This window comes from Tenacibaculum retecalamus (assembly GCF_027941755.1).
In the GTDB taxonomy this organism is placed as follows: Bacteria; Bacteroidota; Bacteroidia; order Flavobacteriales; family Flavobacteriaceae; genus Polaribacter; species Polaribacter haliotis_B.
In genome coordinates, this window is record NZ_CP115916.1 from 1,615,450 (window position 1) to 1,640,880 (window position 25,431).

The 25,431-nt window shown below is 30.2% G+C and carries 23 protein-coding genes and 1 pseudogene; 10 read left to right on the plus strand and 14 right to left on the minus strand.

Translation table 11 applies throughout. The features are described 5' to 3' along the window. The first annotated feature begins 34 nt into the window (after positions 1 to 34). Complete coding sequence (locus PG912_RS07690) at positions 35 to 442, plus strand: DUF1573 domain-containing protein (RefSeq protein ID WP_275687066.1); 408 nt, start codon at positions 35 to 37, stop codon at positions 440 to 442. 53 nt (positions 443 to 495) lie between these two features. Here PG912_RS07690 and PG912_RS07695 read toward each other — a convergent pair whose 3' ends face one another. Further along, on the minus strand, positions 496 to 1,833 hold the full coding sequence (locus tag PG912_RS07695; protein WP_275687067.1) for an aspartyl protease family protein: 1,338 nt from the start codon (positions 1,831 to 1,833) through the stop codon (positions 496 to 498). A 168-nt stretch (positions 1,834 to 2,001) separates the two neighbouring features. Between PG912_RS07695 and PG912_RS07700 the strand changes: the two genes are divergently transcribed. Both PG912_RS07700 and murB read left to right on the plus strand, forming a co-directional pair. After that, positions 2,002 to 3,192 carry a pyridoxal phosphate-dependent aminotransferase gene (locus PG912_RS07700; RefSeq protein WP_275687068.1) on the plus strand — a complete coding sequence of 397 codons (1,191 nt, stop codon included), beginning with the start codon at positions 2,002 to 2,004 and terminating at the stop codon, positions 3,190 to 3,192. A 4-nt stretch (positions 3,193 to 3,196) separates the two neighbouring features. After that, positions 3,197 to 4,204 carry a UDP-N-acetylmuramate dehydrogenase gene (murB, locus tag PG912_RS07705; protein WP_275687069.1) on the plus strand — a complete coding sequence of 336 codons (1,008 nt, stop codon included), beginning with the start codon at positions 3,197 to 3,199 and terminating at the stop codon, positions 4,202 to 4,204. On the opposite strand, the gene PG912_RS07710 is transcribed toward murB, so the two are convergent. From PG912_RS07710 to aqpZ, 5 genes are all read right to left on the minus strand, one after another. Next, a complete protein-coding gene (locus PG912_RS07710) occupies positions 4,201 to 4,866 on the minus strand; it encodes an SCO family protein (protein ID WP_275687070.1) in 666 nt (221 codons plus the stop codon). The genes murB and PG912_RS07710 overlap by 4 nt on opposite strands. A gap of 19 nt (positions 4,867 to 4,885) precedes the next feature. After that, complete coding sequence (locus PG912_RS07715; RefSeq protein ID WP_275687071.1) at positions 4,886 to 5,482, minus strand: toxin-antitoxin system YwqK family antitoxin; 597 nt, start codon at positions 5,480 to 5,482, stop codon at positions 4,886 to 4,888. Positions 5,483 to 5,491: 9 nt separating this feature from the next. Continuing rightward, positions 5,492 to 6,262, minus strand: coding sequence for a YHYH protein (locus PG912_RS07720; protein ID WP_275687072.1), 771 nt, complete (start codon positions 6,260 to 6,262; stop codon positions 5,492 to 5,494). A gap of 28 nt (positions 6,263 to 6,290) precedes the next feature. Further along, positions 6,291 to 7,604 carry a sulfatase-like hydrolase/transferase gene (locus PG912_RS07725; RefSeq protein ID WP_275687073.1) on the minus strand — a complete coding sequence of 438 codons (1,314 nt, stop codon included), beginning with the start codon at positions 7,602 to 7,604 and terminating at the stop codon, positions 6,291 to 6,293. 112 nt (positions 7,605 to 7,716) lie between these two features. Then, on the minus strand, positions 7,717 to 8,403 hold the full coding sequence (aqpZ, locus tag PG912_RS07730; RefSeq protein WP_275687074.1) for an aquaporin Z: 687 nt from the start codon (positions 8,401 to 8,403) through the stop codon (positions 7,717 to 7,719). A 132-nt stretch (positions 8,404 to 8,535) separates the two neighbouring features. Between aqpZ and PG912_RS07735 the strand changes: the two genes are divergently transcribed. From PG912_RS07735 to lipA, 4 genes are all read left to right on the plus strand, one after another. Further along, positions 8,536 to 8,742, plus strand: coding sequence for a membrane or secreted protein (locus PG912_RS07735; protein WP_260586141.1), 207 nt, complete (start codon positions 8,536 to 8,538; stop codon positions 8,740 to 8,742). Between the two features lie 164 nt (positions 8,743 to 8,906). Next, complete coding sequence (locus tag PG912_RS07740) at positions 8,907 to 9,470, plus strand: RNA polymerase sigma factor (RefSeq protein WP_275687075.1); 564 nt, start codon at positions 8,907 to 8,909, stop codon at positions 9,468 to 9,470. Positions 9,471 to 9,553: 83 nt separating this feature from the next. Then, positions 9,554 to 10,774, plus strand: a complete 1,221-nt coding sequence (locus tag PG912_RS07745; protein ID WP_275687076.1) for an NRAMP family divalent metal transporter — start codon at positions 9,554 to 9,556, stop codon at positions 10,772 to 10,774. 40 nt (positions 10,775 to 10,814) lie between these two features. Then, on the plus strand, positions 10,815 to 11,684 hold the full coding sequence (lipA, locus tag PG912_RS07750) for a lipoyl synthase (RefSeq protein WP_260586144.1): 870 nt from the start codon (positions 10,815 to 10,817) through the stop codon (positions 11,682 to 11,684). A gap of 615 nt (positions 11,685 to 12,299) precedes the next feature. On the opposite strand, the gene PG912_RS07755 is transcribed toward lipA, so the two are convergent. Together PG912_RS07755 and PG912_RS07760 are read right to left on the minus strand one after the other, a co-directional pair. Beyond that, positions 12,300 to 13,658, minus strand: coding sequence for a pyridoxal-phosphate dependent enzyme (locus PG912_RS07755; protein WP_275687077.1), 1,359 nt, complete (start codon positions 13,656 to 13,658; stop codon positions 12,300 to 12,302). A 961-nt stretch (positions 13,659 to 14,619) separates the two neighbouring features. Then, positions 14,620 to 15,854 (minus strand): annotated as a pseudogene (locus PG912_RS07760) (ABC transporter permease). Between the two features lie 137 nt (positions 15,855 to 15,991). Here PG912_RS07760 and PG912_RS07765 point away from each other — a divergent pair. Then, a complete protein-coding gene (locus PG912_RS07765) occupies positions 15,992 to 17,281 on the plus strand; it encodes an exo-beta-N-acetylmuramidase NamZ family protein (RefSeq protein ID WP_275687078.1) in 1,290 nt (429 codons plus the stop codon). A 10-nt stretch (positions 17,282 to 17,291) separates the two neighbouring features. Here PG912_RS07765 and PG912_RS07770 read toward each other — a convergent pair whose 3' ends face one another. Further along, positions 17,292 to 17,957 (minus strand): class I SAM-dependent methyltransferase, encoded by a 666-nt coding sequence (locus PG912_RS07770; protein ID WP_275687079.1) that lies wholly within the window; start codon positions 17,955 to 17,957, stop codon positions 17,292 to 17,294. Positions 17,958 to 17,965: 8 nt separating this feature from the next. Further along, positions 17,966 to 20,494, minus strand: a complete 2,529-nt coding sequence (locus PG912_RS07775) for a DEAD/DEAH box helicase (protein ID WP_275687080.1) — start codon at positions 20,492 to 20,494, stop codon at positions 17,966 to 17,968. Positions 20,495 to 20,555: 61 nt separating this feature from the next. Here PG912_RS07775 and PG912_RS07780 point away from each other — a divergent pair, with 61 nt between their 5' ends. Next, a complete protein-coding gene (locus tag PG912_RS07780) occupies positions 20,556 to 21,767 on the plus strand; it encodes an RsmB/NOP family class I SAM-dependent RNA methyltransferase (RefSeq protein WP_275687081.1) in 1,212 nt (403 codons plus the stop codon). Positions 21,768 to 22,069: 302 nt separating this feature from the next. Then, positions 22,070 to 22,504: a hypothetical protein gene (locus PG912_RS07785; RefSeq protein ID WP_275687082.1), complete on the plus strand. Its 435-nt coding sequence runs from the start codon at positions 22,070 to 22,072 to the stop codon at positions 22,502 to 22,504. 39 nt (positions 22,505 to 22,543) lie between these two features. Here the strand turns inward: PG912_RS07785 and PG912_RS07790 are convergent, their stop codons facing one another. The 4 genes from PG912_RS07790 to PG912_RS07805 form a co-directional block, all read right to left on the minus strand. Continuing rightward, complete coding sequence (locus tag PG912_RS07790; RefSeq protein ID WP_260586152.1) at positions 22,544 to 23,005, minus strand: MaoC family dehydratase; 462 nt, start codon at positions 23,003 to 23,005, stop codon at positions 22,544 to 22,546. 13 nt (positions 23,006 to 23,018) lie between these two features. Further along, a complete protein-coding gene (locus tag PG912_RS07795; RefSeq protein ID WP_275687083.1) occupies positions 23,019 to 23,663 on the minus strand; it encodes a trimeric intracellular cation channel family protein in 645 nt (214 codons plus the stop codon). A 150-nt stretch (positions 23,664 to 23,813) separates the two neighbouring features. After that, positions 23,814 to 24,932 carry a DEAD/DEAH box helicase gene (locus PG912_RS07800; RefSeq protein ID WP_275687084.1) on the minus strand — a complete coding sequence of 373 codons (1,119 nt, stop codon included), beginning with the start codon at positions 24,930 to 24,932 and terminating at the stop codon, positions 23,814 to 23,816. A 31-nt stretch (positions 24,933 to 24,963) separates the two neighbouring features. Next, positions 24,964 to 25,356, minus strand: a complete 393-nt coding sequence (locus PG912_RS07805) for an acyl-CoA thioesterase (RefSeq protein ID WP_275687085.1) — start codon at positions 25,354 to 25,356, stop codon at positions 24,964 to 24,966. Between the last annotated feature and the right edge of the window lie 75 nt (positions 25,357 to 25,431).

A 25,431-nucleotide genomic window follows, 5' to 3' on the forward strand; every position in this document is an offset into this window, starting at 1 on the left:
GGTGGTTTAAGCCCCTAAATTAAATTTATCTATTATGAAAACAATTTTATCTATTATTGCTGTTTGTTTTATTACGTTAACAGTAAGCGCTCAAGAATTTAAATTTGAAACTGAAACTATTAACTATGGAAAAATAGCTGTAGGTTCAGAAGGAACACGTGTATTTGAATTTACAAACGTAGGTGATGCTCCTTTAATTATTGAAGATATAAAGTCTACTTGTGGATGTACCGTACCTAAAAAACCTGAAGCACCAATTATGCCAGGACAAAAAGGTGAAATTTCAGTTTCTTATGACACTAAAAAACTAGGAGGTTTCTCTAAAGCTATTACTGTAATTTCTAATGCTAAAAAGAAAAGAACAATGCTTAAAATTAAAGGTTTTATTACTAAAGATGCAGCTCCTGCAAAAGCAAAGGATGCAGTAAGTGATAGTGAGTAATTACTACAACAAATCAATAAAAAAAAGCGTCAATTTTAAAATTGACGCGTTTTTTATATTGATTTTTCTAATCGAAATTCAAACTTTAAATCAGTTACTCCTCTTCTAACGTTCATTTTAATCTTCTTGTTTGGCTTTGTTTGAAACAAAGTCATTATTTTTTCTAAAGTATATTCATAAGCTTGTTTTCCGTTAATTGATTTTATAATATCATCTTTTAAAAATCCTGCTTTATAAGCAGGAGAACCCTCAACAACTCTATCTATTTTATATTTCGGTTTAAACTTATAGTGGTAAGTACTAACAAATGAAATAACATTGTTTTTATTAGTGGATTTTCTCCCGTAACCAATATTAGCAGTATTTACAGCCCTTTCTTTAACCAATTCTTGTCCATCATAAATAATATGTAAACCACTCATATTATAGTAAAAACCGTCTTTTAGAGAGGCATTCTTTTTTAAAGTGATTTTTTTATTCGGATAATCAATCCATATTTTAAATCGTTTTAAAATATTACCACCAATACTACCATTTCTCCCTTTAAACTTTCTTGCATTAAATGTTGTTGCTGCATCTAAAAAAGAAACCGTTGGTTCTTTAATTAAAAACTTACCTAATGCCACGTAGGGGATTCTACTTCTGTTTCCATAAATAGTTCCGCTAAGTCCTTCTCCTAAAATATCTTTAAAATGTTTTATAGGCGTTTTTATAATTTCTTTGCTATCTTCAAACAACCACATTGCATCACTTCCTCCTGTATCTATTAACAATTTCATTGGAGTTTTCACATTGTTTATAGTGTCAATCCTAGCTTCAACATTTATATATGGCTTATTACGATAGAACTGCAATGGAAAAATTTCACATTTTCTACATTTTGATTCTTTATATGTTTTAGGGTTATAAAAAACAATTTTTTTAGTACTGTAATTTACTTTAACAACAACATCCTTCAATAAATCATAGCCTATAATACCATGAATAGTGGTTCCCATTTTTGCAGATAAACTAAAAGCATCATTTAAAATAACATATAAATCTTGATTAGCACTTAATATGTTTTTAACCCTAAAGTTATTCCCTTTTGATAATAAAGCTTCAATTGGTTCTCCATCACCTAACCCCCTTATAAATACTTTTTTAACATTATTTAAACCTAGGCTATCGTTTTCTGTTAAATTAAATAAAATCGTTTTATTAACTCCAGTATCCATTATAAAAGACAATTTATGTCCGTTAATTTCTAAAGGAATCACTATTAAATTATTTATTAATTTAAATGATACTTCTTGCTTTTCTTTATTTTTTCCATAAAATTTAAATTTCTTTTGAGAATAAACTGACAAACAAGTAAGGAAGGCTATAATATAAAGTATCTCTTTTTTCAAATAGTAAAGTGTTAATGGTTAATGTTAATGTTAATGTTAAAGATACAATCTTCATTTGAATTTTCAATAATTTTATGATTTTTTTAACCTCTATTTTAATAAACAACAGGTTTATTTTATCAAAAAAAAATCGCAAATTTGCTTTTCAAACTACTAATACTATTTACAATGCCAAACATTTCTATAAAAGGAAATTCTATGCCTCAATCACCAATACGTAAATTGGTGCCTTTTGCTGAGGCTGCTAAAAAAAACGGAACTAAAGTTTTTCATTTAAACATTGGTCAACCAGATATAAAAACACCACAAGTAGCGCTTGATGCTGTTAAAAATAATACCATTGAAGTATTATCATATGCACGTTCTGAAGGTTCTGAAGAATATCGAACCAAATTAGCGAACTATTATGCTAAAAACGACATTCATGTTAATGCAAATAATATTGTAGCTACCACTGGTGGCTCTGAAGCATTATTATTTACCATTGGTAGTATTACCGATCCGGGTGATGAAATTATTATTCCTGAACCTTTTTATGCGAATTACAACGGATTTTCAACTGCTTCTGGAGTAAAAGTGGTTCCTGTTATTTCAAAAATTGAAAATAACTTTGCGTTACCTGCTATTGAAGACTTCGAAAAGCTAATTACCTCGAAAACCAAAGCAATTTTAATCTGTAATCCTGGAAACCCAACCGGATATTTATACAGTGCTGACGAAATTGAAAAATTAAAGCAAATTGTTTTAAAACACGATTTATTTTTAATTGCTGATGAAGTATATCGTGAGTTTACGTATGATGGTGAAAAGCACAATTCAATAATGACTTTAAACGGTTTAGAGCAACATGCTATTATGATAGATTCTGTTTCTAAACGTTATAGTATGTGTGGTGCAAGAATTGGTTGTATTGTTTCTAAAAATGAAGAATTTGTTAATACTGCTATTAAATTTGCACAAGCACGTTTAAGTCCGCCAACTTATGCTTTATTAGCCAGTGAAGCTGCTTTAGATACGCCTCAAAGTTATTTTGATGACGTTATTGAAGAATATGAAGGTCGCAGAAATACGTTAGTTACTGAACTACAAAAAATTGATGGTGTAAAAGTGGCAAACCCGAAAGGAGCCTTTTATTGTGTTGTTCAACTTCCTGTTGCTGATGCTGATCATTTTGCACAATGGATTTTAGAAGAATTCAACGATAATAACGAAACAATTATGGTTGCACCTGCAAGTGGATTTTACTCTACCGAAGGAGAAGGTAAAAATCAAGTTCGTATCGCTTATGTTTTAAATAAAACTGATTTAAAACGCGCTGTAGAAATTTTAAAAATCGCTTTAACACAATACAATAAGTAATTCTTTGAATATTAAAGAAAACATATCATTAAAAAAATACAACACGTTTGGCATTCATGTAAATGCCAAGCGTTTTGTTACTATAGATTCACTTTACGATTTACAACAGCTTTTAAAAAAAGAAAAAGACATCTTTTTAATTTCTGGAGGAAGTAATATGTTGCTTACTAAAGATATTGAAAAATTGGTGGTACATATTAATATGAAAGGAATTTCTATTGATAGAGAAAATAATAACAATGTACATTTAACGGTAAATGCAGGTGAAAATTGGCATGAATTTGTACTTTGGTGTGTTTCTGAAAATTATGGAGGTATTGAAAACTTATCACTCATTCCTGGAAATGTAGGTACTTGCCCTATTCAAAACATTGGTGCTTATGGTATTGAAGTTAAAGACACCATTACTCGTGTAGAAGCTGTTGATATTAAAACAGGCAAATTAGTAACCTTTTCTAATGCTGAATGTGAATTTGGTTATCGAAATTCTATTTTTAAAAATGTTGCTAAAGGAAAATATATTATTACAGCTGTTAGTTTTAAACTTACCAAAAATGAACACAAGCTTAATTCTTCTTATGGTACTATTGAAACAGAATTAGTTTCTAAAAACATTATAAATCCTACAATAAAAAATATTTCTGAGGCAGTAATTGCTATACGTCAAAGTAAATTACCCGATCCTAAAAAAATTGGAAATAGCGGAAGTTTTTTTAAAAATCCAGTAATTTCTAAAGCCGATTTTGATAAACTTCAAAAAGAATTTTCAACAATACCTAGTTACGTTATTTCAGAATCTGAAATAAAAGTACCCGCAGGTTGGTTAATTGAACAATGTGGTTTTAAAGGTAAAAATTATGGTGATTATGGCGTACATGAAAAACAAGCTTTAGTACTTGTTAATTATGGAAATGCTACAGGTATCGAAATTTACGAACTAGCGCAAAACATTCAAAAAACAATTAAAGATACTTTTTCTATTGATTTAGAAATTGAAGTTAATATTATTTAATCTTCTTTTTTCAAAATTTCAACATGTCGTATTAACCTCTTAGTTTCTAACCCTAAAGTGCCATTATAAACACCTCGTATTCTTCCTTTTTTATCGACTAAAACAAAATTTTCTGAATGTATAAAAGCAGCTGTATTTTGTGTTTTCTCGAAATCTTCATCTGCAAAATACCCTTTTCTTGCTAAGTTATAAATATGTTTTTTATCTCCTGTTACTAAATTCCATTTACCAGATACAATCTCATTATCTAAAGCATATTTTTTTAAAACTGAAACGGAGTCTTTAACAGGCATAACAGTATGCGACAATAATAAAACAGAAGAATCATTCTTATATTTTTCTTGAATTTTACTCATGTTTTTTTCAAGAACAGGGCAAATTCCAGGGCAAGTAACAAAGAAAAAATCTGCAACATAAATTTTTCCTTCATAGGTCTTATTTGTTATAATTTTTCCTTCTTGATTTATTAAATTAAAATCAGGAATTGTATGTATATTATTATATTCTGACAAACTTTCTGCTATCCATTCTGGTGTAAATTCTGCCGAATTAAAAAAAGGCAATACTGTTTCTTTATCTATTTTTACTTCATTTTCAATTTTGGTTTTACATGCCGTAAAACTTATCATCAAAAAAAATAATACGAATATGTTCTTTTTCAATTTATGTTTTTTTAAAATATTATTTAATTTTTTCATTTTCAATAGCTACCGAGTAACATTTTTTTAATCCTATCAATCCAAAACGTTCTCCATTTTTAGTTACAAAATTTGCTTTTATTTTTCCGTTAGGTTGCCATGTTTTTTGACTACCTTCTTCTCTTCCTTCTTTAAAATTAAACTTATTTAACAATGCTCCGTTCATGTACCAATCTGTAATACTACCATTATATACACCGTTAGTATTAAAATGATATTTAAACATTGGTTTGCCATTATCAAACCAACCAATATGAATTCCTGTTTTTAATCCGTTTGTATAAAAACGTTGAAACCATTTATTCCCGCTAATATACCAACCATTATAAATTCCGTGTTTTTTTCCTTGAAAATATACAGAAGTTGATTTTAACTTTTCTTTTGAATAATAATCTTCTACAATTCCTGAATATGGTGTTTCATTTAATAACAAAACACCATTTTTAAGATTAAAACTCTTATCGTTTTTATTCTTTTTTATATTCGGAATAATAATTTTATTGATTGATAAATCTTTTATTTCTTTCTCTTTAAAATTACATGAAATAAAAATCAGTATAATCACGATATAAATTTTCATGCTATTTAATTATCTTGTTACAACTCCAGCAGTACCGAAAAAACCATTTCCATTTAAATAAGGGTCTTCATTTGTAATGTGGTAATGATAAATTCCATCAGGAAAATCAGCAGTTACAGAAGTATGACCATGATAATCGTCTAAATCATCATTTGTAATTGTTTTTCCATCTTCTAAAGAACCATATACCGGAAATCCATCAGATAATAATCCTAAAAAAGCATCTTCACCAAAAGTATCTGTTAAAAACTTTGGCTTAATATGATAATGATATGTTGTCATTGCAGGATGTCCTAAATATTGATCAAAAGAATTAATTTCACCTGTTAAAGGTGCACCTCCTGCGGCGTATTGATTAAAAAATACTACTCCATTTCTTGATATTCCTATTGGTCCCATTGGTGTTGCTGTTTTATTTACAGCTTCGCTTGGATTTAAAGACATGGTAAAAGTAATCTCCTGCTCTCCGATAGAACCTGGATTCTGATTCCAACTAGTATTTGTACCGTTATAAGCTTCGTACATTGCGTTATCTGTTCCCCAATACGGGCTTTTATGATTTGGTAAATCGGTAGTTGTAAAAGTTACTGTATTACCTGATATGGCATAAGAAACTGATGCTACATCATCAAATTTTGATAAAATACTTGTAATATCATAGTTTGTTACTTCAGGTGTATTTCCTCCTTCTTCTGTAGTATCATCAGATGAGCAAGCATAAAATAAACCTGCTATCATTATTAATACTGCTACTTTTTTAATTAATTGATTTTTTTTCATGTGTATCATTTTTAATTATTAGTTAAAATTACTCTCTAAGACTATTTACTTTCGCTATTAATTCATCTTTAATAACAGTATCACTAGCACTTAAAGGCAATTGATTTGTGCTTAATAAATTGGGGGTTTCTAAAGGGTTTTCAATTAAATTATATAAAGCTTCACTTCCATCTGAAAACTGTATATATTTATGAGTTGAATTTCGAATAGTATAATTTACTGTTCCGTTGTCTTCGCCGATTTCGGTATATGTATAATCTCTAAAACTAGTATTTGAAGTTGTAAATAATTCTTTAAAACTTTTACTATCATTTATTTCTGTAGTACCTGTACCAGCTATATCTGAAATTGTTGCAAATAAATCAGTTGTATTTAATAAAGCATCTTCTGACTCACTAAATCGATTTATATTTTTACCTGATATAATCATTGGTACATTAACACCTCCTTGATATACGCTTCCTTTTGCTCGCTGACTAGCATACTCTTGAACAACTTGATTCGGCGTACCATTATCTCCTATAAAAATGATAACAGTATTATCTTTTTCTTCTTGTGACATTGAAGCTAAAAGTCTTCCTACTTCGGTATCTAAAGCTTCTAACATAGCCATATAATACGGTTGTGGATTTGCATCAATACTTGCTTGATCTGAAGATAATGATTGTGTATGTAAATTTGCAGGAGGTAAATGAAAAGGTGTGTGCGGAGCATTATAAGCCAACCATAAAAACCAAGGTTCTTTTTGTAAAGCTACCCAATCGATTGCTAAATCAGTAAATTTAGTGGTTGTATATTCTGTTGAATTTGTTGTTTGCTGATTTTCTGTAAAATTCCAATTAGTGTACGATTGTACACCTCCGCTTAACAAACCTGAGTAATATCCTACACCCATTTGTGTTGGATGTGAAGCATCTTTTGATAAATGCCATTTACCTATTACAGCATGATTATAACCCGAATTATTGTTATCTAAATGTTTTTGAAGTGATATTTCTGATGTTGATAACGCATCATTAACCTTCATTACATTTGTTCTAAAACCATATTTACCAGTTAAAATACTTGATCTTGTTGGTGTACACGTTGGGTATGACCATAAACTATTAAATTTAACCCCGTTATTAATCATACTTTGAAGGTTTGGCATTGTAGGTTTTTCAGCACCTACATTATACCCAGGAGTTGCATCTAACCCCATATCATCGGCTATAATTAATAAAATATTTGGTTTGTTATTTGTTGAACCATCAGGATCATCTATTTCGTTAACGACATCTTTATCGCATGAAATAAATAAAATTATAATGATAAAAATAAGATTAGCAGTAGGTAGCTTCATGAATTTCACGTTTATTTTAAGACCTAAGTTTCATAAAAAGGTTTAAAATAAAAGCAATAAAAAAACAGGCTCAATAAATATTGAGCCTGTTTTTTTCTAGTATATAAATATTTTATTCCTTATAAAACAACGCTTTATGAATAAATCCGGCTACAATTGCTCCAGCTATTGGTGCAACCCAAAACAACCAAGACTGTGTTAAATAATCACCGCCTGCAAATAATGCCTGACTCATAGAACGTGCAGGATTTACCGAAGTATTTGTAATTGGAATACTTATTAAGTGTATTAATGTTAACCCTAAACCAATAGCTATTGGAGCAAAACCTTTAGGCGCTCTTTCATTGGTACTTCCTAAAATAATTAATAAAAAGAACATCGTTAATAAAAATTCTGTAACAAAAGCTGATGTCATGTTATAACCTCCTGGCGATAATTCTCCGTAGCCATTTGCAGCAAAACCACCAATAGTTTCAAAATCTGATTTTCCAGAAACGATTAAAAACAAAGCAGCGGCAGCTAAAATTGCTCCTACTAATTGAGAAATAATATATGGTATTAATTCTTTAGCAGAAAACTTTCCTCCCGCCCACAAACCTAACGAAACAGCAGGATTAAAATGCCCTCCAGAAATATGCCCAACAGCATATGCCATTGTTAAAACTGTTAAACCAAAGGCTAATGCTACCCCTACAAAACCTATTCCTAAATCAGGGAACCCTGCTGCAAAAATTGCGCTACCACAACCTCCAAAAACTAACCAAAATGTTCCGAATGATTCTGCTAAATATTTTTTCATATATTGAATTTTTAAATAATTTATTTTTATTTATGACCCCTAAAAAAAAGAAAAGTCACATCTATAAATTCATAAATAATCAATCCCTTAAAACAGGAAGTTTGTATCTTTGTACTACTAAAATTTAAAAAAATGAAATTAGTTTTTCTTACCATCGGTTTATTAGCATTAGCTTTTGCAGGAATTGCTATAAAAATCTGGGCAAAAAAAGACGGAGAATTTGCGGGTACTTGTGCTAGTCAGAATCCTGTTTTAAATGAAAGTGGAGAAGCCTGTGGTTTTTGTGGTAAAACACCTGATCAATTTGATTCATGTGCAGAACCTGAACACGATAATTAACCATCTTTTTAATAACCATAATTTATACAAACTTGTATAAATTATGGTTATTAAAAACTTTACTTCTATAAATTCACCTACTTATCTCTTACCAACTATTTCATATTTGTTTAGTATCATTGCAAATCATTATATTTATCAAATACAATTTCTAAACCTATACATTGGAAATAAACAAAGAAAAAGTACAAAACCATATTCAGTTAGCTAAAAAAGGAAATCAGGTTTCTTTTAATTTCTTGCTTGATACTTTTTGGGCTAGTGTATATCATTATCAATTATCAAAAATTAAAAATGATAATGAAGCTGAAGACATAACAATTCGTACCTTTTCTAAAGCTTTTGATAAAATTGATACTTTTAATGATGAATATCAATTTAAAACATGGTTAATTACCATTTCTAAAAATGTATATATTGATTTTCTGCGAAAGAAAAAATCATCAATATTAACAGAAACTACCAAAGAACAAGAGGAAGCTGCTTTTAGAGTTATCGACAATTCTCCGTCTCCTGAAGACAAAATTATTACTGAACAAAACTTAGCAAAGCTTTTAAAAGATATTAAAAAGTTAAAGCCAAAATATCAAGAAGTTATCAATTTGCGTTTTTTTCAAGAATTGAGTTATAAAGAGATTTCTGAAAAATTAGAAGAACCTATTAATAATGTTAAGGTTAAATTACTGAGGGCTAAAAAATTATTAGCTGAAATAATAAAGAAGTCTTAACTTACACATATTTTAATTCTTAGATTTTCAAAACATTATGAAACGCTAAAATAAAATAGCTTTATTTTAATACGATCCCCTTTATGAAAAAACCTCTTTTTAATATACTTGATCCTGGGCTATTATTTGCTGGTGCTGCCATAGGAGTTTCTCATTTAGTACAATCAACTAGAGCTGGTGCCGACTTTGGCTTTGGGTTACTTTGGGCGTTATTAATTGTTAATATTTTTAAATATCCATTTTTTCAGTTCGATCCTCGTTATGCTGCTGCAACAGGAGAAACTCTATTAGATGGTTATAAAAAATTAGGCAAAGGTGTTTTGATGAGCTATTACATCTTAAATTTTATGATGATGTTCATATTTCAAGCTACATTAACAATTGTAACTGCTAGTTTGGCTTCAACTATTTTTGGTTTCACTAACGATCTCGTAACTTGGTCTTTAATTATCCTACTACTTAGTGTTGGAATTTTAGGAATTGGTAAATACAAATTATTAGACAACCTAATGAAGTATATTATTGCAATACTAACCATAAGTACCGTTATTGCCGTAAGTATTGCATTATTTAGCACTCAAAAGGGATTTAGTTTTCAGCAAATTATACCAAGCGGAACGGCTCAGATTACTTTTTTAATTGCTTTTTTAGGATGGATGCCTGCTCCTTTAGACATTTCTATTTGGCACTCTATTTGGTCTGTTGAAAAAAGTAAAACTACGTTTGAAAAAATTAAACCCAAGTACGCTATATTCGATTTTAATGTAGGTTATATTGGTACACTTTTTTTAGGAGTTTGTTTTGTAATACTTGGAGCATTGGTTATGTTTCAATCTGGAGAATCTTTTTCATCTAAAGGAACTATTTTTGCTTCACAGTTAATCCATTTATACACAAAAAACCTAGGTGACTTCTCCTATTTATTTATAGGTATTGCTGCTTTTACAACCATGTTTAGTACTACTTTAACTACTTTAGATGCTTCACCGAGAGCCATGTCAATAACCTCGAATTTATTATTCAATAAAAAAACAAAATTAAATTATTGGTTTTGGATGTTCTTATTAACCATTGGTACTTCTGTTGTTTTAAAATACTTTTTAGCTGATATGGGATTCTTAGTTAAAATTGCTACTGTAGTTTCTTTTTTAACAGCTCCTTTTTACGCTATTTTAAACTATATACTCATTACTAGTAAGCACACTCCCAAAAAAAATCAACCAAAATTACCTCTGCGTATTTTAAGTATTAGTGGTATCGTTTTTTTAATCGTATTTAGTCTTTGGTTTTTAATCAATTTATAATACTTTTCTTCGTAAATTTGCTATTCAATTTTTCATTAAAATGGCAAACGAATCTGTAGTATTACCAGAAAGAGTAAAAAAACCAAAATGGTTACGTGTAAAATTACCTGTAGGTAAAAAATATACCGACTTAAGAGGTTTAGTAGATAAATACAAATTGAATACTATTTGTACCAGTGGTAGCTGTCCTAATATGGGAGAATGTTGGGGAGAAGGTACTGCAACATTTATGATTTTAGGTAATGTATGTACCCGTTCTTGCGGATTTTGTGGTGTAAAAACCGGTAGACCAGAAACGGTAGAATGGGATGAACCTGAAAAAGTTGCGCGCTCTATTAAGTTAATGAGTATTAAACATGCGGTTTTAACCTCTGTAGATAGAGACGATTTAAAAGATGGTGGTTCTATTATTTGGGCAGAAACTGTAAATGCCGTTCGTAGAGCAAATCCAAACACTACCTTAGAAACATTAATTCCTGATTTTCAAGGAGATGAAAAATTGATTGATCGAATTATTGAAGTTGCTCCAGAAGTAGTTTCTCATAATGTAGAAACTGTTCGTAGGTTAACGCGTGAAGTTCGTATTCAAGCAAAATATGATCGTAGTTTAGGGGTTTTAAAATACCTAAAAGAAAACGGAATGCGTACTAAATCTGGAATTATGTTAGGTTTAGGTGAAACTGAAGAAGAAGTTATTCAAACCATGAAAGATTTACGTGGTGTTGGTTTAGATGTTATTACTATTGGGCAGTACTTACAGCCTAGTAAAAAACATTTACCACTGAAAGAATTTATTACTCCCGAACAATTCAAAAAATATGAAACATTAGGCTTAGAAATGGGCTTTATGTATGTAGAAAGTGGTCCTTTAGTACGTTCTTCATACAAAGCACACAAACATGCGAGTTAATTTTAATGATTCCTTAACGTTTTAACTGTTTAGTGTTAAAAAAATGTCAAATGCTTAAAATTTAATTATTATACACGTTTTTATTTTTACTTTTGCAGAGTACTTATTTAACAAGTATATGAAAAGAGCCTTGTAAACTGTTTTCATTGTGTAAATTATTTGAATTAATTGATATACAAAAACCCGCTCTTTGAGTGGGTTTTTTGAATTTTATAAATGATCAATAATTTTTAAAATATCATTTTCACATTACTTTTTAGTAAAATTGACTGTTTTTTACAACTATTTACCCTCACATCTTTAACACGACTTATTAAATACTTAATGACTACTTTATTTTATTAACAGCTAAACAATAAAATCCCTATTTATTATATATTTCACAAACAAAACACACAATACTGTTAATAAATAATAAAAAACACTATTTTAACTCACAAAAATTATGAAAAACACTTTTTGGCATAATACTTGCAAATGAGAATAATGAAAACAACTTTGTAAACTGTTTTCATTGTGTAAACTATTTGAATTAGTTAATAAACAAAAGCCCACTCATACGAGTGGGCTTTTTGTGTTTTATAAAAAAACATTTTTTCGTTTCATTATGCCACTTTAAATAGCACTAATAATATCGTATTTGGTAATTATATGATGTTTTTCATTACCTAAATCAACCAATACAGCTTGATTATCTTTTGTTATCAATTTAGAAACCTCATCAATAGAAGCTGTTAATTTTACCACCGGATACATAGCGCCCATTACTTCTTTAATTGGTTTATCTGCTATATTTTTATCTGCTATATAACTTCTTAATAAAGCAGATTCATCTACAGAACCTACAAAACCATTAACATCTCTTACCGGAATTTGTGAAATTTTAAACTCACGCATTCTTTCAATTGCATGCGACACCAACTCTTCTGTTTGCACGGTTACTAATGATTTATCAACATGAGCTTTTATTAAATCTTCAGCCGTTGTTACTGCTTCTTCTAAGAAACCACGCTCACGCATCCAATCATCATTAAACATTTTTCCTACATACCTACTTCCATGATCATGAAATAATACAACCACAACATCATCCTTTGTAAAATGTTCTTTTAACTGTAATATTCCTTTTACTGCAGATCCTGCTGAATTACCAACAAAAATACCTTCTTCTTTTGCTATTTTACGCGTATAAACCGCTGCATCTTTATCGGTTACTTTCGTAAATCCATCAATTAAAGAAAAATCAACATTTTTAGGTAAAATATCTTCACCAATTCCTTCTGTGATATATGGATAAATTTCATTCTCATCAAAAATACCAGTTTCGTGATATTTTTTAAATACAGAACCATAAGTATCAATTCCCCAAATTTTAATATTCGGGTTCTTCTCTTTTAAAAATTTTGCTGTTCCCGAAATTGTTCCTCCAGTACCTACTCCTACTACAAAATGCGTAATTTTACCAGCTGTTTGTTCCCAAATTTCTGGTCCCGTTTGCTCATAATGTGTTAATGCATTACTAGGATTATCATATTGATTCACATACCACGAGTTTGGTGTTTCTGCTCCTAAACGCTTAGAAACCGAGTAATATGAACGAGGATCATCTGGTTCTACATTTGTAGGACATACAATAACCTCTGCTCCTACAGCACGTAAAATATCCATCTTTTCTTTAGATTGCTTGTCTGAAATCACAAAAATACATTTGTAGCCTTTTATAATTGCTGCCAAAGCCAATCCCATACCAGTATTTCCAGAAGTTCCTTCAATAATGGTTCCTCCTGGCTGTAAACGACCATCTGCTTCTGCATCTTCAATCATTTTTAACGCCATTCTATCTTTTATTGAGTTTCCTGGATTAAAGGTTTCTACCTTCGCCAAAACCAAGGCATCAATTTCTTTGGTTACTGAGTTTAACTGAACTAATGGTGTATTACCAATGGTTTCTAATATGTTTTTTGCGTATTTCATTTCTTAATTTTACAGCTGCAAAGGTAATTTCTTTTTGGACGTTCCACAAGTGTCGTGCTTTCATTACTCGCTTTTTTTAGTTTTGTTCTCGATACAAATTTGTTCATTCTTCACAAATTAACTCGAACTAAAAATAAAAAAGAGCTCAAACACACCATTCAATCACTAACGCAGCTAATTTATTAAGGCTAGTTTATAAATAACAAATAGTACTCGATATTTTTTTATTTCGCTATGCTGCACAAAAAACACTCGAACTGACTCGATTTATTAAAAACTACCACTAATCAAAATAAAAAAAATCATTTTTATAATTACATTATATTTTTATCTGTTGTCACTTCGAGTGATTTCGATGTAAGAGAAATTGTATCGAGAAGTAATTACCGTTAAAATAGTTCTCGATATTTTTTTATTTCACTTTGCTGCATAAAAAACACTCGAACTGACATGATTTATTAAAAGCTACTACTAATCAAAATAAAAAATCTCATTTTTATAATTACATTATATTTTATCTGTTGTCACTTCGAGTGATTTCGATGTAAGAGAAATTGTATCGAGAAGTAATTGTCGTTAAAATAGTTCTCGATACATTTTTTATTTCGCTATGCTGCACAAAAAACACTCGAACTGATATCGTTTGTCTATAATCGCTATTTAGTATCAATACGAGATAAAATAATCTCTTTTTTGTAATTACATTTTATCTATTCTGTCACTTCGAGTGATTTTGATATAAGAGAAATTGTATCTAGAAATAGTTCTCGATATATTTTTAATTTCACTGTGCTGCACAAAAAACACTCGAACTGACAGTTAAATAATCTATAACTTAATACATAAGTTTAGCCCTGATTGTAGCATTTGTTTGAGCTCCTCGCAGAGAGCGAGTGCGGAAAGCGGGAAATAGCTTCTAAAAAAAATGTTAGAAATAAATACGACGTTTTAAAAATTGTACTTAGGCAAACTTTATCGATTTTGAAGGCTGTATTTTTGTGATAATATAAGATGGAATTATCAGCATTAAAAAACACAATAACAGCGTACCTATATTTAATAAAACTACCGCTAAAGAATTAATGTGAACTGGTACTGTTGCTACTGAATATGTTGCTGGATTTAAGCTTATAACTTCAAAATACTGCTGAATTAACAGGATTGAAATCCCTATTAAATTTCCCCAAAACAATCCTTTTAAAATTAAATAAGAGGCATTGTATAAGAATATTTTTTGAATACTCCAATTAACACTTCCCAATGCTTTTAAAACACCTACCATTTGCACTCTCTCAAGTATTAAAACCAACAAGGCTGTGATCATATTAATACCTGCTATTAAAATCATGATACCGATAATAAACCATACATTATTGTCAAAAAGTTTTATCCATTCGAAAATTAGCGGATAATTTTCAATAATTGTATTACTATTTAACGTTGCTCCAATGGTGCTATAAATTTCGTTTCCTTTTTCAGTTAATTGCTCAAAATCATCAATTAAAACTTCAAATCCGCCAATTTGATCTTCATTCCATCTATTAATTTGACGTACTTCTCTAATATCACCAATTAACATTGTTTTATCAAACTGCTCAAAACCGGTATTATAAATACCTACAATAATCGGTTTTCGCATTTTATATTTCAATCTACTTTTTTCTGCGCTAAATAAAGTTTGAATCGTATCATTTAATTTAAAATGTAATCGGTTTGCAATAGATTCTGATATTAATATTTCTTTATTTCTATTTCGGTTAAAGTCTGGTAATCGCCCTTGGGTTAAATATTCTTTAAAAAATGAAAAATTATAATCTGAAGAAACGCCTTTAAAAACAATGGCTTCAAAATCGGTTGGTGTTCTGATAATTCCACCAACGTTTGCAAAAACCTGTACGTTTTTAATACCTGTAATATTTTTAAATTCTGGATAAAAATCTTGATTTTTACTTATAGGAACCGTAGAAATATCTGAATTATTAGTGTCGTAATTCACGATTTGAATATGACCTTTAAAACCTGTCATTTTATCGCTAATTTTTTTTGAAAACCAGCTGCTATCGATACTGCTATTAGCATAATAGCAATACCTAAAGTAATAGCAATCGTAGCAATTTTAATAATTGGCGATGAAATATTACTTTGATACTCTTTACCTGTAATAATTCGTTTGGCTATAAATAATTCGAAATTCAAAAGTTATCATTTTTACAAATTCAAAAGTAATTAATTATAACTTAACTGATATTATGAAACACCTGATTTTAAATTATCTCCTCTTTTTCTTATAATAAGATTTTTAATGTTAATTTTATATTTTAATATTCTTTTAGATGAAAAACAATTTTAGTTACCTTATTTTATTTTTATGCGCTGTTAATTTTTTATTTGTAGCATGTGCTAAACAACAAAAACATACTATTAAAAAAACAGCTACAGTTAATGAAGTAGTTAAAAATTTAAAAATTAGTGCTGATAGAACTGGTTTATACCTCTCTAAATTAAAAGGCAAAAATGCTGCTATTGTAGCTAATCAAACTTCAGTATTAAGTATTTTACAAAGAGCAGAAGTGGCACCGAATGTGATGGGAAGTAAATTAGTACAACATCATTTGGTAGATTATTTACATACCTATAATAACATCAACATAAAAAAAGTATTTGCTCCAGAACATGGATTTCGTGGTAAAGCTGATGCAGGAGAAACTGTGGTAGATGGTATTGATAAAAAAACACAATTACCAATTATTTCGCTCTACGGAAAGAACAAAAAACCTTCGTCAGAGCAATTAAAAAATATTGATGTAGTAGTTTTTGATATTCAAGATGTTGGTGCTCGTTTTTACACGTATATATCTTCGCTACATTACGTTATGGAAGCTTGTGCTGAACAAGGCATTGAAGTTATTTTACTCGACAGACCAAACCCGAATGGACACTATATAGACGGCTCTGTATTAGAAACTGCTCATAAAAGTTTTGTAGGAATGCATCCTGTTCCTGTTGTATATGGAATGACTATTGGCGAATACGGGCAAATGATTAATGGTGAGAAATGGTTAAAAAACGGAATTCAATGTGATTTGACTGTTATTCCTTTAGAAAATTACACTCATAGTACGCAATATAACTTACCTATAAAACCATCACCAAATTTACCGAACGATAAAAGTATAAACTTATACCCGAGTTTATGTTTTTTTGAAGGAACAAATGTTTCTGTAGGTCGTGGTACTGAAAAGCAGTTTCAAATTGTTGGTTCGCCTTTATTCTCTTTAAAAAATGATTTTTCATTTACTCCAAATCCAAATTTTGGAAGCAAATATCCGAAGCATAAAAACAAGGCTTGTTTTGGTTATAATCTAACAGAAAACGAACATTTAAATGCACTAAACTTAAATTGGCTGCTTACTTTTTATAAAGACTATAGTAGTTTTAAAAATGCACAAGGATATCCGTATAAAGAGTCTTTTTTTAATGCTTTTTTCACAAAATTAGCGGGAACAGAAAAATTACAACAGCAAATTAAACAAGGATTTACCGAAGAAGAAATTAAAGCGACTTGGAAAAATGATTTAGATAATTTTAAAGTAATTAGAGCAAAATATTTAATTTACAAATAAGTATTAGTCTTTAAAAAACTTGATAAAGTGTTGTTACAATAATTCCTTTACCATCGTTTAAACTAGTAACTACTAATTGTTTTTCGCTTTTTACTTTAAAATTGAAAGGTGATGCTAAGAGGTTTAATCCGCTTTGTTTTTTTAATCGAATTCCTTGTCCTGAAATTATATCTTTATTAGGTATAAAATCTCCAACTGGTAAATGTTCTGTTAAAATAACATATTTAAAATGGACTAATTTACTCATTATACTTGCTACTTCTGCATTTGATAAATGTTGTAGTACCTGTCTTATTAAAACACAATCTGCCTCGGGCAAATCGTCTTCAGCAATATCTAAACAATGAAATGCTAAATTAGTTGCCGTAAACTTTTCTTTATTATGCTCTATAAGAGCTGCTACAATATCTACACCTATATATTTTTGGGCATGCATTACCAATTGTGAACCAATATTAAAATCACCACAACCTAAATCACAGACTGATAACGAGCTTTTAAATGATGTTAAAAATGAAGTTACAGCGGCTATGTAGGGATTTACAATTTCCGGTTGATGAGATCCCAAGCCTGAATAAAAATCAGCATTATTATCGCCCCAAAGTTTCATAGCATATACTTGTTCCATAGCATCTTTTGTAGGCCAAGGTGTTTTTTGTACTTTTTCTAATTTCATTTTAAAACCTAACTAATATTACTCCAAAGTCCGCTTGTTTTTTGTATTTGACTATATACTTTTAATAAACTAGCATTTTGGGGTTTAGTAATCGTTGCATCTTCTTCTAAAACACGAATAGCTGTTTGTCGTGCTTTGTGCAAAATAGCTCCGTCTTTTACAACATCTGCAATTTTAAGGTTTAATACACCGCTTTGTTGTGTACCCATAATATTACCGGAATCACGGAGTTTTAAATCTACCTCTGCAATTTTAAACCCGTCGGTAGTTTCAACCATCGTTTGCAAACGCGTTTTACTATCAGAAGATAATTTAAAACTCGATAATAAAATACAATAACTCTGCTCTGCACCACGTCCTACTCTACCTCGTAACTGATGTAATTGACTTAACCCAAAACGTTCGGCGCTTTCAATAACCATTACAGACGCATTTGGTACATTTACTCCAACTTCAATTACCGTAGTTGCAACCATTATTTGAGTTTCTCCTTTTACAAAACGATTCATTTCATATTCTTTATCCGCAGGCTTCATTTGCCCATGCACAATACTAATTTGATATTTTGGAGACGGAAAATCACGAACAATACTCTCATAACCATCCATTAAATCTTTGTAATCCATTGCTTCAGATTCTTGAATTAAAGGATATACAACATACGCCTGACGCCCTTTATTTATTTCATCCTTTAAAAACTTAAAAACACTTAAACGGTTGCTATCATAACGGTGTACTGTTTTAATTTCTTTACGACCAGGAGGCAATTCATCAATTACCGAAATATCTAAATCTCCATAAACCGACATTGCCAATGTTCTCGGAATTGGTGTTGCGGTCATTACCAATACATGCGGTGGCACAGATTTATCAACTCTTACCGAAGGAAGATTTTTTAAACCAGTTTCTAGTTTTGATATAACGCTTTCTAAATTTTCTGTAATTTCTTTTTCACTTAATCGAATAATTTGATATCCAAAATCATTTAAAATTTTGGTTCTTAAGTTAGCTGCTGCTATCTGTTCGGGTGTAACATGGTATTTTCCATCAACCTCTACAATTAATTTCTTCTCTAAACAGATAAAATCGACCATAAACTCATCAATAATATAATATCTTCTGAATTTAAAAGTGGTTTTTTTAGTGCTTAAAACTTCCCACAAAGCTCTTTCTTCTTTGGTTGTTTTATTTTTACGTTTTAACGCTATTTCTTTTAGTAATTTATATTCCGATGGATGTGTTTCTAGATATTTTTCACGAACAGCCTTCCCTTTTTCTTCAGAAATTGCAGTTACCGGGTTTTTCTCCCATAATTTTGATCGTTGTGCTACTCCAAAACGATGCTGTTCATCAATAATTGAAATTCCTAAATTCTTAAACTGCACTTTATCTTCTAAAATAGCGTGTGTTCCTATTAAAATATGCACAGATCCGTTTTCTAGACCAGTGTGAATTTCACGACGTTTTTTTATTTTACTAGACCCTGTAAGTAATTCAACTTTTATCGTTGTTCCTTCTAAAAGCTCTACGATTCCGTGATAGTGTTGGGTTGCCAAAATTTCGGTCGGTGCCATTATTGTTGCTTGATAGCCGTTATCAATTGCAATTAACATAGTTAATAAAGCTACAATTGTTTTACCAGAGCCAACATCACCTTGCAATAAACGATTCATGTGCGCACCAGAACCAACGTCTTTTCTTATTTCTTTTAAAACTCTTTTCTGAGCATTGGTTAATTCAAAAGGTAAATTATTTTTATAAAAATTAGTAAATTCCTCTCCTACTTTCTCAAAAACATAGCCTTTAATTTTTGATTTTCGGATGAGTTTTTTTTGAAGTAATTGTAATTGAATAAAAAATAATTCTTCAAACTTTAAGCGATATTGAGCCTTTGCCAATAATTCTTGACTTTTAGGAAAGTGGATATTTAACAAAGAGTCTTTTTTTCCTAACAACTGATTTTCATCAATTAAATACGTTGGTAACGACTCTTCTATTTGTCCGAATGCTTGCTGAAATAAATTCTGAATAAAACCTCTTAAAATTTTATTACTAATTCCCTTATTACTTAATTTTTCTGTGGATGGATATACAGGCTGCATAGACGTTTGCAACTTACTTTTATACTCTTTTACCGTTTCCATTTCTGGATGCGGCATGTTTGCAACATTATTATACCAATTTAATTTTCCGTAAATCACATACGGAACATCCGTTTTTAAACTATCCTTTATCCATTTTGCGCCTTTAAACCAAACTAAATCTAACGAACCCGTAGCGTCAGAAAATGTTGCCACTAACCTACTGCCTCTTTTTTGCTGCACTTCTTTAACGCTCGTTATCTTACCAACCACCTGAACCTCAGCAGTATTTTGCGACAATTCTTTTATGGTATAAAACTGAGTTTTATCAATATAACGAAACGGAAAAAGGTACAATAAGTCATTGCAAGTTCTTACACCTAACTCGGTAAACAACAATTCTGCTCGAGCTACACTAACGCCTTTTATGTATGTTACTGGATGATTTAAATTCATTAAATACGAAAATACAAAAAGACATTAAAATCAACTATCTTTGCACTCTTAAATTCACCAAATGAGATTACATAGAAATTTAGTTTACGCAGTAATAGATAGTTTACGTGACGTTTTTAACGACGACGTATATGCTGACAAAGCTGTTGAAAAGGCATTAAAAAGAGATAAAAGATGGGGCGCACGAGATAGAAAATTTGTTGCTGAAACTATTTATGATATCGTACGTTGGAAACGTTTATACGGTGAAATTGCCGATGTAAAAACTCCATATTCTAGACCCGATTTATGGCGTTTACTAGTGGTTTGGTGTGTGTTAAGAGGTATTAAATTACCAGATTGGAATCAGATTGAAGAAACTCCAACCAGAAGAATTAAAGGTCGTTTTGATGAGCTTTCACAAACTAGAAAATACCGAGAATCTATTCCTGATTGGATAGACGAATTAGGTGTTAAAGAATTAGGTGAAGATATTTGGACAAAAGAAATGGCTGCTTTAAATAAACGAGCAGATGTTATTTTACGTACAAATACTTTAAATGTTACAAAAGAGCACTTACAAAAGGATTTAAAACAAGAGGGTATTGAAACCGAATTTATTAATGGCTGTGATGATGCTTTACGTTTAGTAGAACGTGCCAATGTTTTTAAAACAGAAGCTTTTCATAAAGGTTTCTTTGAAGTACAAGATGCTTCATCTCAATTAGTAGCTGCTTATTTAGATGTTGAACCAGGTATGAAAGTAATTGATACTTGTGCTGGTGCCGGTGGTAAAACTTTACATTTAGCTGCTTTAATGAAAAATAAAGGGCAAATTGTTGCCATGGATATTTACGAAAGTAAATTGAAAAAATTAAAAGTTAGAGCGCGTAGAAATAGTATTAGTAATATCGATTTAAAAGTAATCGATTCTACCAAAGTCATTAAAAAACTATATGGTAAAGCTGATAGAGTTTTAATTGATGCTCCTTGTTCTGGTTTAGGTGTACTACGCAGAAACCCTGATAGTAAATGGAAATTACAACCTGAATTTATAGATAATATCAAAGAAATTCAGCAAGATGTTTTGCAACGATATTCTAGAATGGTAAAACCTGGCGGTAAATTAGTATATGCCACTTGTTCTGTATTACCATCTGAAAACCAAGATCAAGTAAAAATATTTTTAGCTTCTGAAGATGGTAAAGATTTTACCCTTGTAAAAGACAATAAAGTGTTGGCTCATAAATTTGGTTTCGACGGATTTTACATGGCTCAATTAGTTAGAAAATAATATTTCAACATCATTTCTATTTTATTTAGAATGATATTTTTTATAAAATTCAAAAGGCTCGTGATTTTTAAATCACGAGCCTTTTTCAATCAACTATTAAAAACTAACGTAATACAAAACCAATAGTTATGTAATTACACTTATATGACGGTACAGTTCTTACATCGTTACACAGAAACTTTACTTTAACACTTTTTTAAGATTACTTGTTTTAGCTTATAGCAACACTCACTACTTTTATAAATTTTTATATACAATCGTTTATACTTATTTTAGAGGCAACTAACTAAAATTTTAAACTTATGACAAATTCAAAAAAACCGAATACCTTATTTTGGGTTATTGGTGTTATTTCATTGTTATGGAATGCAATGGGAGTTAATCAATACCTACAACAAGCTTACAATACCGCTACTTTTAAAGCAATGTATCCTGATGAAAAAGTATTAGAAATGGCACAAAACACTCCGTCTTGGGTTATGGCTGCTTTTGCTATTGCTGTTTTTGGAGGTTTTCTTGGAAGTATCTTTTTATTACTACGTAAAAAAATTGCAAAACCGGTATTCTTAATTTCTCTAATAGCTATTGTTATACAAATGACATACAACGTATTTATGAGTGGCGCTTTAGAAGTATATGGTGCTGGAGTTTTAATAATGCCTTTTATGGTTATCGGATTTGCCTTTTTTATACTATGGCATACTAAAAAATGTGAAGCCAAAGGTTGGCTTTCTTAATATTAAAAAAAATTAAAGCTGTCTTTTTAGACAGCTTTTTTATTCTATTAAGACAAAAATAAATTCAGCAACACAAGCTGGTTTTTCTTGCCCTTTTATTTCTATCAAGCAATTGAACGTTAATTTTTTTCCGTTAGGAAAATCTTCAATTTGTTTTAAAGAGCTTATCAATCGTAATTGACTATTTACTGGGACTGAATTCGGAAAACGGACTTTATTTAATCCGTAATTCAAGCCCATTTTAACGCTTTTAATTACTATTAAATCTGATATTAACTCAGACAACATGGCAACAGACATAAATCCGTGAGCCATTGTAGTTTTGGTCGGTGAGTATTTAGCCGCTTTTTCTTCATCAACATGAATCCATTGTTTATCTAAAGTGGCATTAGCAAAATCATTAATCATTTGTTGTGTTACCGTAAACCATTTTCCTTTTGGCAAAGCTTTACCCTCTAAAACATGTAACGCTGCTAAGTTTTCAAAAATTACTTTATTCATTTTTAGGCATTAATTATTTACCATATAAATCATCTTTTACCTTCGGCAACTCTAATTTATATTTTACAGCAATTGTTCTTATTATAAAAATAACCGTTGCTGCTATTACAAAATGTAAATCTTCATTTATAGTAAATTTTGCTAAAATAAGATATACCACTCCACCTGCTAAACAAGCAGAAGCATATACTTCTTTTTTAAAAATTAAGGGTACTTTTCTGGTAAGCACATCTCTAATTACACCTCCAAAAACAGCTGAAACCATTCCCATTACCAATGCTATAAATGGGTGTAAATCGTACGCCAAACCTTTTTGCAAACCTAATAAGGTAAATACACTTATACCAATGGTATCAAATAAAAACATGGTTTTTCGTAGTGGAGCAATTTTGCTTCTAAATAAAAAAGTTATTCCAACTGCTATTAAAATTATCCAGATATAATTAATATCGTTAATCCAATTTATTGGGTGTGCATTAATTAAAACATCTCGCATCATACCACCACCTACTGCTGTTACAAAAGCAATAATGATAACTCCAAATAGATCAAAGTTTTTTTTCATTGCAACCAATGCACCACTAATTGCAAAAGCAAATGTACCTACATAATCTGCTGTGGTAGTTAAACTATCAAGGTCTAAAAGGGTTTCAAACATATTGTGATATTAAAAGCTTTTTGAAATACTATTAAAACAATAACAAATCTAACTAATAAAGTTGTTTTAACTTTATTAGTTTCAAAAGTAGTTACCTCATACATCATTAACGAATGTACCTACAATGTCAAGAGCGTAAATAATATCCACTTATATATTTATTTCAGAAATTCGTATTTGTAAAGTTCTTTCTACTTCTTTTATATTATTTCTTTCATTGTTAAGAATCAACACTAAAGAAACTCCTTTTTTACCTGCTCTTGCAGTTCTACCACTTCTGTGTGTGTAATATTCAATTTGTTCTGGTAATTGATGGTGTACAACAAATCCTAAATTATGTACATCAATTCCTCTTGCAGCAACATCTGTTGACACTAAAATTTGAAGATTCTCATTTTTAAAAGCACGCATTACTTTTTCACGATCTCTTTGTTGCATATCTCCCTCTAATGCCTCTACAGAAAAACCTTCTTCTTTTAACTCTTTCGTTAATTTTTGAGCTCCTGCTTTTGTTCTAGCAAAAATAATTCCTCTTTCAGTATTTCTTTTTTCTAAAAACTTAACAATTACATCTACTTTTTCTGGAATTGTAGTTTGTACAAACTGATGAGTTATGTTTGCGTTTACCAATGAATTTTTATTCACTTCAACCTGTTTTGCTGAAGCATCCATATATTTTTTAATAATATTTCTTATTTCATCTGGCATTGTTGCCGAGAACAACCATGTTTTTCTTGTACCTGAAGTATATTTTAAAATACGGTTGATATCTAATTTAAAACCCATACTCAACATTTCATCAGCTTCATCTAGCACTAAGGTGTTAATATCTTTTAAATCAACTTCACCTCTTTCTATCAAATCAATCAAACGACCTGGAGTTGCTACTACTACATGTGTAGTTCTTTTTAGATTATTAATCTGACGGTCAATTTTTTCTCCACCATAAACAGCTTCTATAAAAATCTTACCATCTACATATTTTGTAAACTTAAATAATTGTTTTTTTATTTGTTGCACCAACTCTCTTGTAGGCGATAATATTAACGCCTGAATTGTGTCTTTTGATGTATCTATCTTATGTAAAGCAGGCAAACCATACGCAGCTGTTTTACCCGTACCTGTTTGTGCCAACCCTATAAAATCAGCATTATTTTGTAATAAATAAGGTATTGCTTGTTCTTGTACTTCAGTAGGCGTTGTTATTCCTAACTCCTTTAATCCCTGAACATATTCTTTTCGTATTCCTAATGCTGTAAATGTTGTCATTCTCTTTATTTATAAATGCAAAGATATTGCTTTATTTTTTTCCTAAAAGTAAGTTTGTTATTTCTTTAGTGACTCTTTTTGGCTTTTGTGTTTTTGCGTCTAACAGGCAAAATGTGGTTTGCGATTTTACTAAAAGAGTTACTCCTCTACGTATTTCGAAATGACGAACAGATTTTATTCCTGCTGTTTCACCCACCCATGTTTTAACAATAATTTCATCGCCTAAAATACCTTGTTGTTTGTAATCTATTTCATGGCGAATTACAAACCAAACATAATCTGGTTTTGGTACATCTTTTATTAACAACGACCAATGGTCTGCAGATACTTCTTGCATCCACTTTACATACACCACATTATTAACATGGTTATACTCATCTATTTCATTTGCAGTAGCAATGTATTTTTTTTCGTAAAAATTCATTCTACAAAACTACACCAATGATGTTAATTATTACTTAAATATATCCTCCATTTTGTTTCTGTACCATTTTATTGT